The following is a 15,195-nucleotide window of genomic DNA, read 5'->3' on the forward strand; positions in this document are numbered from 1 at the left end:
ATTGGGTAGTCTAAGCACAAACCAATTGTTCAATGAGAAAAATATCATTACTCTTCATTCTATTTCTAGCCATCTCCGTTGCAGGATATGGTCAGTCAACATCCGTGAGAGGCCAGGCCGTGGGAGGTGGTTCTCCCTTGATAGGGGCCACGGTAGCCCTGCTGAACGCGCAGGATTCCAGTGTGTACAAAGGAGCCGCCACAGACGTGGAGGGCAGATTTGAGATTGCCGGTATCCCCAACGGACGTTTCGTGCTCAAGGTGTCTTACCTGGGCTTCAGCGACTTTTACCGGGCCATCACGGCCGCCGGAGCCCCCATCCAGTTGGGCACCATCACGCTGGGCCAGGGAGCCACTCAGTTGAAAGAAGTGGAAGTAGTGGGCCGCGCCGCCACCGTCATCCAGAAGCAGGATACCTCTGAGATGAACGCGGCCGCCTTCAAAGTAAACCGCGACGCCAACGCCGAGAACCTCATCCAGAAAATGCCGGGCATCACCATCCAGAACGGACAGGTGCAGGCCCAGGGCGAACGGGTGCAGCGCGTGCTGGTAGACGGGAAAGAATTTTTCGGGGAAGATCCCAGCGCGGTACTCAAGAACTTGCCTGCCGAGGTGATCTCCAAAATACAGGTTTTTGACCGCCAGAGCGACCAGGCCCAGTTTACCGGCTTCAACGACGGCAACGAACAGAAAACCATCAACATCGTGACCAAACCCGAGTTCCGGACCGGCCGTTTCGGGCGGATCAGCGCCGGAGCGGGTACTGACAATCGCTATAGAATCAGCGGGAACATCAACCAATTTGAGGGGGACCGCCGCATTTCCATTGTGGGCCTGAGCAATAACGTGAACGAGCAGAACTTCTCCTCCGAAGACCTGGTGGGCGTAGCCAGCGCCTCTAGCCGGGGCGGCGGAAACCGGGGAGGCGGAGGCGGTGGTGGTCCCCGCGGTGGCGGAGGTGGCGGCTTTGGCGGCGGCAACAACACCGGCGACTTTCTGGTGAACACCAACAACGGGATTGCCAAAACCAACGCCATAGGCATCAACTACCTGGACAAATGGGGCAAGAAAGTAGACGTGCAGGGCAGTTACTTCTTCAACCACACAGACAATGACTATACCTATTCTTCTTTCAGGAACTTTGAACGCGACGGCTACCAGGTAAGTGAGAATGGCAATTCAAACGGATTGAACCAGAACCACAGATTCAATCTGAGGTTAACTTATAACATAGACTCAGCTAACTCCATTATTGTGCGGCCTAGGCTGAGTGTGCAGAAGAACAACGGCGACAGCTTTACAGAATCCAACCTGCTGGGAAACCTGGATGGGCAGCCAAGGAATATCTTCATCAATAACTTTGACAACCTGTTCCGTTCAGACCTGACGGGCATTAACTTCAACAACAACATCCTGTACCGCCACAGTTTTGCCAAAAGAGGACGTACCATCAGCTTGGATGTATCCAATGGGTACAATCAGAACAAAGGTGACAGCAGATCTGATATCTCTTACTTCTTTGACCGCAACAATGAGGGCGACGACTCACTGATTTACCTGAATTCAAACTTAAACAACAAGGGCTACTCTGTGGGTGGAAGCCTGAATTATACCGAGCCCCTCACCCAGAACACGCAATTGCAGCTAACGTACGCCACCAACTACAGCAACTCAGACGGCGACAGACGCACCTATCAATTCCGGCCGGTAACGGAAATGTATGACAGCCTGGTGACAAACCAATCCAGCACGGTAGACAATGTGACCAAAACGCAGGAATTTGGCGGTGGCTGGCGCTACAATACCCGTAACTTCCAGTTAATGCTGAGTGCCCGTTACCAATGGTTGCAGCTCTCTACTGACCAGTTGTACCCTACTGCTATAGACACCACCCGCAACTACCACAATGTGTTGCCGTTCGCCATGTTACGCTACAACTTCAATCAGGACCGCAACATCAGGGTCTTCTACATGGGCCGTTCGCAGACTCCTTCTGTAGATCAGTTACAGAGTGCGGTAGATGTGTCCAGCCCAACCTTGATCACGCAGGGGAACCCCAACCTGGGCCAGAGCTTCAGCCATAACTTCAACATCAGGTACTCAGCGGCGAATCCCGGCAAGTCTTCTAACTTCTTTGCAGTTTTGGGCGGCTCCGTAAGCCAGGACTATATTGGCCGACTCACCATCAGAAACAACGCTAGAGGCGAAAACGCTCCTTCCTACACCACTCCTTCCGGTATTGTCCTGAAGAGCGGGGTGCAGCTTTCCTCGCCGGTTAATCTGTCAGGCCAGTACTCGCTCCGCTCATTCTTCAACTACGGTCTGCCCTTGGGTTTCATCAAGTCAAACCTGAACCTGAACGCCAACGCGACCTATTCTTACACCCCAGCGCTGTACGCCGACACTGAAAGCGCCTACAGAATCGTGAACAATGATACCAAAAGCACCAACGTGGGCGCAGGCGTGGTTCTGAGCAGCAACATCAGTGAGAACTTTGACTTCCTGGTGTCCACAAATGCTACGTACAATAAAGTAGACTATACTTACCTTACGCAGCAGGGCAACAACAACTACAACCAAAGCAGTTTGGTACGCCTAAACTGGCTGGCCTGGAAAGGTCTGAACATCACCACTGAAGTGAACCACCAATACAACGGCGGACTTTCTGCGGGCATAGACAAGACGTTCATGCTCTGGAACGGCAGCATTGGCTACAAGTTCATGAAAGACCAGCAAGCCGAAATCAGGTTATCTGCCTTTGACATTCTTGGTGAGAACACCAGCATCCAGCGGAACTACCAGGCTAACTACTATGAAGACGTGCAGACCACCGTGTTGCAGCGCTACTTCATGCTGAGCTTCAACTATAACCTGCGTCAGTTCGGTTCTGCCCGGGGTGGCAACACCCCTCCTGCTGGCAGACCAGGCGGTTACCCAGGTGGTGGCTACCCCGGCGGCGGACGCCCAGGCGGTAATTTCTAAGCTTTTCCTGACCATTTCCTGTTTAGGGCCTCTTTTTGGAAAAAGAGGCCCTAAACTGTTTTTAGGCCCTTGGGTTTCTTCGTTCACCGAGGTTTGCGCTAGAAAGAGGAAGTATATAATTCTATTTTCAAGCTGATTTCTTTGATCAGCAAACCCAAAACGCAGAGACTATTCCCACGCCTTCCGTCCCCCTTTGAAGGGGGTAGGGGGATGACCAAGACGGCAGAAGAACCATTAACTTCAGCTAAAATGATTGAGAAAATGATTCTCGGGAATGCCATCATCAGCATGAGTCATCATCCCCCTACCCCCTTCCAAGGGGGACTTTATGCGGGAGGCGTTTTGGTCCTGATTTTAGAAAAACGGCCGCTAAACGCCCTCCTCCTGCCAAAAGATGCCCCGGAAGCTGTAAAACCGTACAAATTCCTTTTTGACTTTCCCCCCCTAGCCCTTACATTCGGCTTTTGGTGATCTTGTGGGGGCGAAGCCGGTATTCACTAAAAGAAAGCAGGTTCCTTCTTCCCCCACTCCCCGCACCGGTTTACGCTTTACCAGATCAAAAGCCGATGCTGCCGGCCCTGGCCGCATTGGTTTGCCTACGTTCATGAACCCAGAGAAATTACAGTACCTTGCCCAGAAGCTGGAAGGAGAGCTCCACTTTGACAACACCATGCGCACCCTCTACGCCACCGATGCCTCGGCGTACCGGGAGGTGCCCCTTGCCGTCGCGTTTCCTGCCTCGGTACAGGACATCAAGACCCTGATTCAGTTTGCCCGGCTGGAAGGCACATCGCTGATTCCGCGTACGGCGGGGACGTCGTTGGCGGGCCAGGTAGTGGGAGCTGGCATTGTGGTGGATGTGTCCAGGACGTTTACCAAGATTCTGGAGGTAAACCCTGAGGAAGGTTGGGTGCGGGTGGAGCCGGGCGTGATACGGGATGAGCTGAATATGTTTCTGCGGCAGCATGGCCTGTACTTCGGGCCAGAGACGTCTACCGCTAACCGCGCCATGATTGGCGGGATGGTGGGCAACAACTCCTGCGGGTCTAACTCTATTGTGTACGGCAGCGCGCGGGAACACTTGCTGAGCGTGAAGGCCCTACTGAGCGATGGCACGGAGGCGGAATTCGGGGCGCTGACCCTGGAAGAATTTGAGGCCAAATGCCGCGGTGAGAATACCAGTGGCGACTTAGAGACGCGCATTTACCAGGCCACCAAGGCCATGCTGAGCCACGTGCCTACGCAGGAGAACATCCGCGCGGAGTTTCCGAAACCCAGCATCCAGCGCCGGAACACCGGGTATGCCATTGACCTGCTGTTGGAGACCGAGCCGTTTACCCAAGGCAAAGAGCCGTTCAACTTCTGTAAACTGATTGCCGGTTCAGAGGGTACACTGGCGTTCCTTACGGAGATCAAACTGCACGCAGACCCGCTTCCGCCAAAGGAAATTGGCTTGCTGTGTATCCACTGCGAAACCGTAGATGAATCGCTGCGGGCGAATTTGGTGGCGCTGCGCCATAACCCAAGTGCAAGTGAGCTCATGGACCACTACGTGCTGGAGTGTACTAAAACCAACATTGAGCAGAGCCAGAACCGCTTTTTCGTGAAAGGTGACCCGGGCGCTATTCTGGTGGTGGAATTCACCGACCATACCCAGGCCGCTATTCAGGAGCGGGCCGATGCACTGATCAAAGACTTAGAAGAAAATAAACTGGGTTACCACTATCCGCTGGTACTGGGCACCGACACCAAGAAAGTCTGGACGCTCAGAAAAGCGGGCCTCGGGTTGTTGTCTAACATCCCCGGAGATGCCAAACCAGTGGCGGTGATTGAAGATACGGCGGTAGATGTGGCAGACCTGCCAGAGTTCATCCGGGAGTTTAACCTCACGCTGGAGCAGTACGGCTTGTACTGCGTGCACTATGCCCACGCGGGCACCGGAGAGCTGCACCTGCGGCCTATCATTGACCTGAAGACCGAGGAAGGCAATAAGCTGTTCCGGGACATTGCCACCGAGATTGCCCACCTGGTGAAGAAGTACCGCGGCTCTCTGAGCGGCGAGCACGGCGATGGCCGTCTGCGCGGCGAGTTTATCCCGTTCATGATTGGCGAGGAAAACTACAAGCTGCTGGAAGAAGTGAAGCGCGTGTGGGACCCGGGCAACATCTTCAACCCGGGCAAGATTGTGAACACGCCGTCTATGAACACCTTCCTGCGCTATGAGCCAGGACAGGAGACCCCAGAGTTTGACACGGTGTTCAAGTTCAGCCAGGCGGGGGGCGTGCTCAGAGCCGCTGAGCTTTGCAACGGCTCCGGCGACTGTCGCAAAACGCATCTCACCGGCGGTACCATGTGCCCTAGCTATATGGTGACCCGCAATGAGAAAGACACAACCCGCGGACGAGCCAACGTGATGCGCGAGTTCCTGACCCGCTCGCCTAAAGCCAACCGCTTTGACCACCATGAAATCAAAGATGCCATGGATCTGTGCCTTTCCTGCAAAGGCTGCAAGTCTGAGTGCCCTTCTAACGTAGACGTAGCCAAGCTGAAAGCCGAGTTCCTGCAGCATTACTATGATGCCAACGGCGTTCCGTTCCGGACGCGCCTCATCTCTAATTTCAACAACGCAAACAAACTGGCGGCACTCCTGCCGGGTGCCTACAACCTGCTCTTCAAAAACGATTTCACGGCCAAAGCCTTCAAGAAAGCCGTAGGGTTCGCGCCGGAGCGCACCTTGCCGCTGCTGCATAAAACCACGCTGCGCAGCTGGTTTAAGAAGCACCAGAAAGAGAAACTGAAAGAGTGCAAGACCTTCAAGAAGAAGGTGTACCTGTTCTGCGACGAGTTCACCAACTACAATGACACGCCTATTGGTATCAAAGCGGTGCTGCTGCTGGAGAAGCTGGGCTATGAGGTAGTGATACCAGAGCACGAAGAAAGCGGCCGTACCTACCTGTCTAAGGGTCTGGTGCGCGATGCCAAGAAACTGGCCCAGAAGAATGTAGCCATGCTGCACAAACTAATCTCTTCAGAGACGCCGCTCATCGGTATTGAACCCAGCTGTATCCTCTCCTTCCGTGATGAGTACTTGGATCTGGTAGACGAAGACCAACTGGAAGACGCCAAAAAGCTTTCCATCCACTGCCTTCAGTTTGATGAGTTTATTGCGCGGGAAATCCTGAACAAGAATATTGAGAAGGATCTTTTCAAAGACGAGGCCCGCCTGATTAAACTGCACGGCCACTGCCACCAGAAGGCGCTTTCCAGCGTGCTGTACACCCAGCAGATGCTGAGCTTACCAGCCAACTACAAGGTGGAAGTCATTCCATCGGGTTGCTGCGGCATGGCCGGCTCCTTCGGGTATGAAGCCGAGCATTACGAGGTCTCCATGAAAGTAGGCGAACTGGTGCTCTTCCCTACCGTCCGCCAACAACCCGCCGATGTCATCATCGCCGCCCCTGGCACCAGCTGCCGCCACCAAATCCACGACGGCACCGGCAGAGACGCCCAGCACCCTATTGAGGTTTTGTATGAAGCGTTGAGGTAATGGGTGGTTATAGTAAAAAGGGCTAATTTAGATTTAGCCCTTTTTCATTATTTATAATTCAATTTAATTGATCAAACTAAAACAAATAAAATTAGAGAACCAACTGGTATTAAATTCAATTATGGAAAGAAGAATTGAAGAGGATATTCCAATTTTAGGCAAAGTATATGTTAACTTTGTTAATTTAGCCTCTATAGTTTTTGAATTATATGAAAAAGAGAATGAGATAGCAAGACAAAAAAACATCCCTCACCTTGGCTTAATTGCTAGAGCATTTAAGGGTGTAAACCACTCTAGATATGAATACCTTATAATACAATGTGTTATTTCAGAATTAGCAGATAATAATTTTAAGGGAACTACAAGTGCACAGGGTAATATAAAAATAAATGGACAAAGCTATTTTGGAAATGATGTTATTAAAATGTGGTTTCTTCTTTCAAACTTTGGACATTGCAAAAATACAGTAGGTGATGAAAAAGCACTTCTTCTAAAGGCAAATCAAAAAAAAGGCTTCAGATCTCAATTAATAAACTCATTAAAGGACGATGAACTTAAGATTTGGGCTAATAATACAATAGACAATTTTGATTATATTAAGTTTCATCACATTTTATCTATTAGAAGAATATACAAATCTATACCTAGAAAACTTGATATTCAAAAGAAAATTATATCTGTATATAAATTATTATTACTTGACTCGTCATTAACTACTACAATAGCCAACCAATTACAAGTTGAGCAGTTAAAGATAATTTACAATAACATCAGAGACCTTTCTATTCTAGCACTTGACTCTAGAAATTCATCTCTACCTATTTCAATTGATATATTATCAACTGTTCTATCTTTTGATTTTTATGAGAACAGATATCAACAAACAAGGGCAAGTCAGATTTTTAATCCTATGATGTCTCTTCTTTACGATACGCTTTATTTAAATATAAAAAGCCAGACACGACAAAGGGCATATGAAATTAATGCATTTTCCTCTTTAGAGGACAATATCAATACTTGTATCGAGAGAGCGTTTAATAATGGGCTTGCAAATCCAAATGAATGTAATCTCACACACTTTTTGCGTATAGAATTGCATATTAATAATGTTGATGAAATTCATATAGGAAAAGCACTTAGAAACTGCTTAACAGTAAAAAGAGGCATAAATAATTACGTGGAAGCGTCTTTGGACTTCAATCCTTTCACTTCAATTAGAGTAATAGACTTTTACATAGTAGATAATCACTTTGATGTAAGTCATTTACCAAAATTCTTAACTAATATAAACGGAATTTTAGAAAACCAGATTAGAGGCACCTTAATAAACTTAATACACAATAAATTACACATATTTGACGGCTTAAACAAAGGAATAAAAAATATAAGTTTATCTGAAGACAATGAAACAATTCTTCGTGATTCAATATTTGAAAGTATTTCATCTGAATATTTTCAACAAATAATAGAAAATAATATACCAGCATTCAGAAATATATTATGGGCAGTCCTTAGATTTCATATAAAAGATAACTACTATTTTGACATAGATCATCACACATCAAAAGATTATAAATTTTTTGGAGTTAACCGAAACAATGAAGAAGACCTACTTACTATTGAAGTAGATCGTGCAATTTCTACAACTACTAATAATGACAGAAAACATGAACTAAAACAATTATTGCAATCAATTAAAAGAAAATTTAAAGGAACCACAATAGCTTGTTTATCTAGAATTACTGTATATGACTATTCCAAATCCCCAGATAAAAGAAAAGTGACTGATATAGATTCATTAGTCTTAAAATTCAATGAAGATACTATGTTACTTGAATTACATGAATCGAAAAATACTAGAACCCCTTATCGCGATGCAAAAAAAGATCTAAACCAAAAATTAATTTCCATTCTTAATAAAAATTGTACTGGCTATCGCATTAGAGAAGTAAAAGGATATGGCGCGAAGCTTATTATTAAACATAACTCCTAATATTGATTTAACTTTATAATCGGAGGCTAGGCATTTTTCGTTATATGAATTTAGTTTAAACATGAAATTAGTGCTTGACTGCTATTTAACAGCTATACAGAACAAAAATTATAAATTTCTTTCTATAAACCAAGATATCATTGATGATTGGGCCCTTATTCAAAACGATACAAATAGGAAATCAATAGTTTCGCATAAATCAGTAGTCTTTTCAATTAGTCAACTTTTTAAAAGAACTACAGCTTACTATAATTTAATTTCATTTGATAACATTATATTATGGTATAGAAATGTCCTAACTGATAATGAAAAACATTATAAAGCTGGCCATAATTTTAATATATTCAATCTTCTGAAGGACAAGTTTGGATTTAGTATACAAGAAACCATGCATAGTAAGCTTTTACAGTTTTTACTAGATACTAATGAAACACATGGTCAAGGCGGGAAATTCCTTTTAGAATTTCTTAAAATGTTAAACGTTGAATCTCCTGAAAAAGGAGTTTGGGATGTAACAGCAGAAATTGGTAGAATTGATATTTTAATTACAAGGAAACTTCCACATAGCATTATTATAATTGAGAATAAGTCAAATTGGGCTATTGATCAAAAAAACCAATTGTATAGGTATTGGTACAATGCTATATTCTTAAAAACAAAAGAGTATAGCACAAGCTTCTATGAAAGAAATGTTAACAATTATAAAATCCTTTATTTAGTTCCAAACACACATAAAGAGCTGGAATATCAAAGCATTTCAAAGCCCAAAGAACTCCCATACTCATCATATCATGACCTTCCTGATATAGTACCAATACAAATAACTATAGTGTCTTTTGATGAGCACATTCAAAGATGGTTAACTAACTGTTTAAGTGTTTTACCTGCAGACAACCATAGGATTAGAGAATATATAATTCAGTATCAACACTTATGCAACAATCTTTAGTTTTAAATAAATGAATGAAGAACTTATAATAAGAGCAATGGATCTCTTTGATTCACCTGACAAATGGAATTCTTTTTGCGAGCTAATGAACAGAAATGGAGAAATCCAAAATAGATGGTGGAAAAAATTACAAACAGAAGTATATCAAAGAGAAAAGAGAAATGGCAATCCTGACTGGGATATAACCATTTGGAATCATTGGGATATGAAATGGAGTATTAGAAATGAAAACCCTCAAAGCCTTATGATTCACTTCTATGGTGACGCTTTCAGACTTTTTTCAAATGCTGGTTATCTAGACATGTCTAAAGTAGGTGAGTTATTGAAAGATCCTAAATTCAGCATATTACAAACTTGTTTTGACAGAATAGATGGAAGCGACTTTCAAACAATTGGCTGGGAATACAGAAATTTTTATTTTGACACTGTTTATGATGGTAGATTTCCTGACGCAAGAACATAATCTTGGTATGCAGGTAATAAAACCGCTGAATTTGCAGATCAGTTAATTAATAAGGTAAGAAAATTTCAAACTCCTGAAATGACTGAATTAATAAAGGAGATAAATATCAAATGCAAAAAATAATAAGTTGAGCAGCCACATTACGGCATTTGAGCTGTCCTATTTCTTTGCAGATGAAATGCTCACCGGCGCGTTCAAAAGTTTTAGGCATAAGCACAGGTTTGAGGCCTTAGCCGGAGGGACTACTCACATGATAGATGTGTTTCACTATACCTCGCCCTTGGGTGTGCTGGGCAAGCTGGCAGATTACCTGTTTCTAAAGCAGTATAGGCCGCACCTGCTTTTGGAGCGGAACCGGGTAATCAAAGAAGTGGCGGAAAGCGGCAAGTGGCAGGAGGTTCTCGCTATGGAAAAGTAGGCGGTGCTGTAAGCATCCTGAAAAGTAGAACTGATAGAGATAGGGGAAAGAAGAACTCCTGACAACCCCACAGGAATTTATCGGTAACAGTTTCTAGAACTTCTATCTAATACCAAAGAAACAGATCTTATGAAAGCAATTGGATTTAAAACGTCATTACCCATTGAGGAAGCGGATAGCTTTCTTGAGTTTGAAAAAGAAATACCAACTGCGCAAGGAAAAGACATTCTGGTAAAGGTGGAAGCCATATCGGTCAACCCTGTAGATTATAAAATAAGAAGAAACAGCCTCAAAGACAAGCAACAAGATACCCCGAAGGTCATTGGTTGGGATGCAATAGGTACCGTAGAAGCTACCGGCGAGGAGGTGACCCTCTTCCAGAAAGGTGACAGGGTATTATATGCAGGAGACCTTACCAGAGAAGGCTCTAACCAGGAGTATCAGTTAGTGGATGAACGCATTGTAGGGTTCGCCCCGAAAAACATCAGCATGGAACAAGCTGCCGCCATGCCGCTCACGTCCCTTACGGCCTATGAACTGTTCTTTGACCATTTTCAATTGAGCAAAGAGAAAGATGCAGGCAAAACCCTTCTTATCATTGGCGGTGCTGGAGGTGTTGGTTCCGTTGCCATCCAACTGGCTAAAAAGCTGCTGGGGTTAACCGTGATTGCCACTGCATCCAGAGACGTGACCATTGATTGGTGCAAAAAAATGGGGGCAGATCATGTAGTCAACCACACCAACCTGGTGAGTGAGGTAAAAAACATCGGCTTTGAACAGGTAGACTTTATTGTAGACTTTGTAGACCTGAATCAATATTGGGAGGCCATAGTAGAACTCATTAAACCGCTGGGAAAGGTAGGTTGTATCAGCGACCCGACCGAACCTGTAAGATTACAGCAGCTCAAAAGAAAGAGTGTGAGCTTTTATTGGGAGCTGATGTTTACGCGCTCTATGTATCAAACCGAAGACATGATACAGCAGCACCACATTCTAAACAAAATTGCGCAACTGCTGGAGGAGGGCATCTTACAACCCACCCTTCATACCACTATGCAAGGCTTGACCGCCGAAAACCTGAAAGAAGCGCACCGTTTACTGGAAAGCGGCAAAGCCATTGGAAAAGTGGTCCTGAAGTTCTAAAAGACAAAATTGCAAAGTAATTCTTGAGGCCAGTGTAACTAAGTACTTGGACAGAAATAACGAAACATTCCTCTCCTGTCTGTCATCCTGAAAGGATCTTGGTGGCGAACGGCAGTAGCAGTCTATAAGAGCCTATCTAGTTCGTCACCAAGATCCTTTCAGGATGACAAAATGTATAATTAAATTTGTCTTTTTACTTTCTTACTAAGCGGAACAAGTGATTAAACAAGAGGCTGAAAAGCGGCAGGTGGCAGAAGAATCTCTCTATTGAAAAGCGGGTGGTTCTATCGGTCGGCGTTTAGCGGCTCCTTTTCTCAAAACGACCTAAAAACAGAAAAAGCTTAGCCTGATTGGGTGGACACAGCTACCGAATATTATAACCAAGTACAAGCAGGCTTCGCCCCTTCTAAGGTCATCCCGTCATTAAAAAGCTTATCTACGTTTAGGACAGTTTTGAGACAAGCGACTATAAAAAAGGAATGCTTAAACCAATAAACTTGATGGTAAACACGTCTAATATAGAAAGAACTTCTTACGCTGTGCGCTTTGCAAATGCGAAAGGTTAGCACCCTATTGAAGATGTTGCTCCGCCTTTGTTGGTGTTATCACCAACAAACCCATTAGACAGGAGCTATCCTGCTTGTTGGTGATAACACCAACAAGGGCAAAAAGCAATAAAAGCAATTCCCACCTACAAGGTTTAACTATAATAACCTGAATAGAGAGGGTTCACACGATTTATTATCCAATTCGGCTTTCTTGCATTTACCCAGCAAGTGCCCATACTCCGCTCCTGCGTATGCACAAGCCCTAAGCCTCTAATTGAAAATATTCTGTAAGTAAACACAGTACAAAAGCCTTACATTTGAAGAATATGGATGACTCAACCAATCTTTGTTTAGCTTGTGGATTATGTTGTGACGGCACTGTGATTGGTTTTGTGCAGCTGGGCCGGGAAGAATTGCCCGCCTACCGGGATATGATGGATGTGGAGAATTCCAATGGGGAAGGTTTTTTTCTTCAGCCCTGTAAAAAGTTCTGTGATGGTTGCACTATTTATACCAATAGGCCGAAACAATGCGCCAAGTATGAGTGCGCTCTTTTAAAAGCCCTAGATGAAAAAGAACTGGCTTTTGATGCTGCTGTTGAAATCACCAAAGAGGTGAAACTAAAAAAAATCGCCTTACAAGAAAGGTTAGATTCTCTGCAGATCAAGCTGCACTCCCAATCTTTTTACTTTCAAATGGCTGAATTGAATAAGTTGTTACTCAATAACGGGGCTGAATTATTAGCAACCCAAGACCATTTAGCGTTAAGAGCTGAACTGAACCAACTGGACAGTCTGCTGTCAAGTAAATTTGGGGGCTCTATGTTTTAATGAGATCGGAAGCAATCATACTAAGAGAGAGCAACTTATAAATCCTTATTTTCTTTTGTACTTCATAAAAACGGCCCCAAAACAACTTTGCGTTTTGGGGCCGTTTTTATGAATCTACGCTAAAACTGTAATTCAACGTAAACTCGGGAACTGAAAAAGGCTTTAGGAACGATAAGTATCCTCGGAAACCCCAATATCGCCTAATACATGCGAATTCTCCCCTTGAGGGGAGTTAATGGGGTGTTTACACCTGCCGATCACGCATTGCTTCCCATATTCTTCTTCAATTATAAGAAGTTACCTGTTGTGATAAATTCTGAGATGTGTGTCCTCTGTGTAAACACCCCTCTTTATCTCCCCTCAAGGGGAGAATCCGCTCGCTTAACCTGTGATAAGGTTGGCTAAAGGAGCCAAATAATTACCGAGTTCACGTTAATTTATTTTTTGACTCAGGTGAATGGTCTTTAAGCAGGTGTCAACTTTATCACTGTATTTATTATATTGGTTTGTTCAGCAAACGCCACTCCCCAACGTGCTTATTCATGAAGAACTTCCAGGAGAAATGGTAACAGAATGCAACGTTCCTATCTATACATTAAGCTTTTAAAGCAGCCAGGCACACGTTGATAATATCATCAAAGGCTTGTTTGCGAGTTTCCACCTTTACCGTAACCCGCAGTCCGTTCAAGGTGTTGAGGAAGAACCGAGACAGCGCCAGAGCCGAAAACTGCGTGGTGAAGACGCCTTGCTCCTGCCCTCGCTGGATGGCTTTGCACGCCGCATCTTCCATGTCCTGGGTGATCGACTGCACAATAGTGGCTACCTCGGGGTCACACGGGGCCAACTCCACCGCTGAGTTGACGATAAAGCAACCTCGGGCGTAATTTTCCTGAAGGGCTTCGTTCTTCACGTATTCAAACATATCCCGGAGGTATTTCTCTACATCCGGGGCGGTGGCCGCTTCCTGAATAACGTGGTCAATACGCTCCTGGCGGTATTTTTTGAGGGCTCTCACAAACAGCGAGTGTTTGTCGCCGTAGGTGTCGTACAAACTGGAGCGGCTAATGCCCAGCCGGTCCACCAAATCCTGGGCCGTGGTAGCCGTGTAGCCTTTTTCCCAAAACAAGTGCATGGCCTTGTTTAAGATCAGATCTTCGTCAAATACCTTCGTTCTGGCCATAAAAATATCTTTGTGAGACAAAAATGCCCCACAAAGATACAGAATACGGAACGGATGTTCCAGATTTAGGCAAAAAAATTATAACCTGATGGCATTCACCGAAGCTCCGCCATCCACAGTAAACTCTCCCCCGGAAATATAGGAAGCATCATCCGAAGCCAGGAAAGAGACTAGTTTGGCTACTTCCTCTGGTTTGCCGTATCGCCGGAACGGCATTTTACTTTTGATGAACGTGTGGATCTCTTCGTTGGCAAACTGGCCCTGGTAGATGATCGGCGTCTCGGTCATAGAGGGAGCCACAATATTCACCCTGATTTTTCTGTCGGATAACTCCACCGCCACTGACTTGCTATAGGCGGTGAGGGCCGCTTTGCTGGCTCCATAAATAGCGGTTCCGGTAGCTACCACAAACGCACTTACCGAGGTCATGTGAATGATAGACGCACCGTCCTTTAGAATAGGAATAAACTTCTCGGTGGTAAATACCGCCCCCTTGAAGTTGATGTCTATGAGCGTATCAAAGGTTTCTTCGGTCACCTGCCCAATGGGTTCCTGCAACGCCACACCCGCATTCACAAAAAGCACATCAACGGTGCCGTAGGTGGCCTTTACCTGCTCCACCAGCGCTTCTATGTCCTTCATCTGGGCCACATCAGAACGAATGCCCAGCGCATTACTGCCTAATTGCTCAACCGCTTCCTGAAGGGTCTGCTGGTTGCGCCCCGTAATAACCACTTTAGCGCCCTGCCGGATAAATTCCTGCGCCGTGGCAAAGCCAATCCCAGAGTTGCCGCCCGTAATCACCGCTACTTTGTTTTCTAAGTTTCTCATGTTTTTCTTCTTCGTTTTATATTGGAATGATTGTTCCGCAAATGTAAATTAAGTGGAACAAGCATTCCAAATAAAATTTTCAAAGATTTGGAAGAAAGGGGAAAGCCTCCCCCACTTAGCTTAGGTGAAGGCGAGGCAAGTATTTGGCTTTAAGCAGGTCGGTACATCTGGAGGGAGATTATTAAAATGAACTCTCTGCTCCCTAAGCAGCACTAGCCGTTCAATGCATAGGCAGCACGCATTAGTAAATCATCTGAAAACCAATGTGTACTTTACGCTTGCGTTTAGGGGCTCTTTTTCAGAAAAGAGCCC

General features: G+C 45.3%; 11 protein-coding genes. 9 read left to right on the forward strand and 2 right to left on the reverse strand.

Features of this window, described 5'->3' with window-relative positions:
- Nucleotides 1–32 precede the first annotated feature (32 nt).
- The 9 genes from EFA69_RS17630 to EFA69_RS17670 all read left to right on the forward strand — a co-directional run bounded on the left by EFA69_RS17630 (nt 33) and on the right by EFA69_RS17670 (nt 12,872).
- Entirely contained in the window at nt 33–2,981 is a 2,949-nt protein-coding gene (locus tag EFA69_RS17630; protein ID WP_123134378.1) for an outer membrane beta-barrel protein, read from the forward strand.
- A gap of 210 nt (nt 2,982–3,191) precedes the next feature.
- On the forward strand, nt 3,192–3,452 hold the full coding sequence (locus EFA69_RS17635) for a hypothetical protein (RefSeq protein WP_123134379.1): 261 nt from the start codon (nt 3,192–3,194) through the stop codon (nt 3,450–3,452).
- A gap of 133 nt (nt 3,453–3,585) precedes the next feature.
- Nucleotides 3,586–6,528: an FAD-binding and (Fe-S)-binding domain-containing protein gene (locus tag EFA69_RS17640; RefSeq protein WP_123134903.1), complete on the forward strand. Its 2,943-nt coding sequence runs from the start codon at nt 3,586–3,588 to the stop codon at nt 6,526–6,528.
- Nucleotides 6,529–6,649: 121 nt separating this feature from the next.
- Nucleotides 6,650–8,521: a hypothetical protein gene (locus tag EFA69_RS17645; protein WP_123134380.1), complete on the forward strand. Its 1,872-nt coding sequence runs from the start codon at nt 6,650–6,652 to the stop codon at nt 8,519–8,521.
- Nucleotides 8,522–8,582: 61 nt separating this feature from the next.
- A complete protein-coding gene (locus EFA69_RS17650) occupies nt 8,583–9,470 on the forward strand; it encodes a PD-(D/E)XK nuclease family protein (RefSeq protein ID WP_123134381.1) in 888 nt (295 codons plus the stop codon).
- Nucleotides 9,471–9,480: 10 nt separating this feature from the next.
- Entirely contained in the window at nt 9,481–9,933 is a 453-nt protein-coding gene (locus tag EFA69_RS17655) for a hypothetical protein (RefSeq protein WP_123134382.1), read from the forward strand.
- A 127-nt stretch (nt 9,934–10,060) separates the two neighbouring features.
- Nucleotides 10,061–10,351, forward strand: coding sequence for an SRPBCC family protein (locus EFA69_RS17660; protein ID WP_194362535.1), 291 nt, complete (start codon nt 10,061–10,063; stop codon nt 10,349–10,351).
- A gap of 129 nt (nt 10,352–10,480) precedes the next feature.
- Nucleotides 10,481–11,494, forward strand: a complete 1,014-nt coding sequence (locus EFA69_RS17665) for a zinc-binding alcohol dehydrogenase family protein (RefSeq protein WP_123134384.1) — start codon at nt 10,481–10,483, stop codon at nt 11,492–11,494.
- A gap of 874 nt (nt 11,495–12,368) precedes the next feature.
- Nucleotides 12,369–12,872 (forward strand): YkgJ family cysteine cluster protein, encoded by a 504-nt coding sequence (locus tag EFA69_RS17670; protein WP_123134385.1) that lies wholly within the window; start codon nt 12,369–12,371, stop codon nt 12,870–12,872.
- Between the two features lie 595 nt (nt 12,873–13,467).
- Here the strand turns inward: EFA69_RS17670 and EFA69_RS17675 are convergent.
- Together EFA69_RS17675 and EFA69_RS17680 are read right to left on the reverse strand one after the other, a co-directional pair.
- Nucleotides 13,468–14,052 carry a TetR/AcrR family transcriptional regulator gene (locus EFA69_RS17675; protein ID WP_123134386.1) on the reverse strand — a complete coding sequence of 195 codons (585 nt, stop codon included), beginning with the start codon at nt 14,050–14,052 and terminating at the stop codon, nt 13,468–13,470.
- Between the two features lie 78 nt (nt 14,053–14,130).
- Complete coding sequence (locus EFA69_RS17680; protein WP_123134387.1) at nt 14,131–14,883, reverse strand: SDR family NAD(P)-dependent oxidoreductase; 753 nt, start codon at nt 14,881–14,883, stop codon at nt 14,131–14,133.
- Between the last annotated feature and the right edge of the window lie 312 nt (nt 14,884–15,195).

Source organism: Rufibacter immobilis (assembly GCF_003721565.1).
GTDB lineage: Bacteria > Bacteroidota > Bacteroidia > Cytophagales > Hymenobacteraceae > Nibribacter > Nibribacter immobilis.

Excerpts from the sequence above, each read along its gene's own strand:
- EFA69_RS17630 (WP_123134378.1), top strand. The coding sequence starts at position 33 with ATGAGAAAAATATCATTACTCTTCATTCTATTTCTAGCCATCTCCGTT.
- EFA69_RS17635 (WP_123134379.1), top strand. The coding sequence starts at position 3,192 with ATGACCAAGACGGCAGAAGAACCATTAACTTCAGCTAAAATGATTGAG.
- EFA69_RS17640 (WP_123134903.1), top strand. The coding sequence starts at position 3,586 with ATGAACCCAGAGAAATTACAGTACCTTGCCCAGAAGCTGGAAGGAGAG.
- EFA69_RS17645 (WP_123134380.1), top strand. The coding sequence starts at position 6,650 with ATGGAAAGAAGAATTGAAGAGGATATTCCAATTTTAGGCAAAGTATAT.
- EFA69_RS17650 (WP_123134381.1), top strand. The coding sequence starts at position 8,583 with ATGAAATTAGTGCTTGACTGCTATTTAACAGCTATACAGAACAAAAAT.
- EFA69_RS17655 (WP_123134382.1), top strand. The coding sequence starts at position 9,481 with ATGAATGAAGAACTTATAATAAGAGCAATGGATCTCTTTGATTCACCT.
- EFA69_RS17665 (WP_123134384.1), top strand. The coding sequence starts at position 10,481 with ATGAAAGCAATTGGATTTAAAACGTCATTACCCATTGAGGAAGCGGAT.
- EFA69_RS17670 (WP_123134385.1), top strand. The coding sequence starts at position 12,369 with ATGGATGACTCAACCAATCTTTGTTTAGCTTGTGGATTATGTTGTGAC.
- EFA69_RS17675 (WP_123134386.1), bottom strand. The coding sequence starts at position 14,052 with ATGGCCAGAACGAAGGTATTTGACGAAGATCTGATCTTAAACAAGGCC.
- EFA69_RS17680 (WP_123134387.1), bottom strand. The coding sequence starts at position 14,883 with ATGAGAAACTTAGAAAACAAAGTAGCGGTGATTACGGGCGGCAACTCT.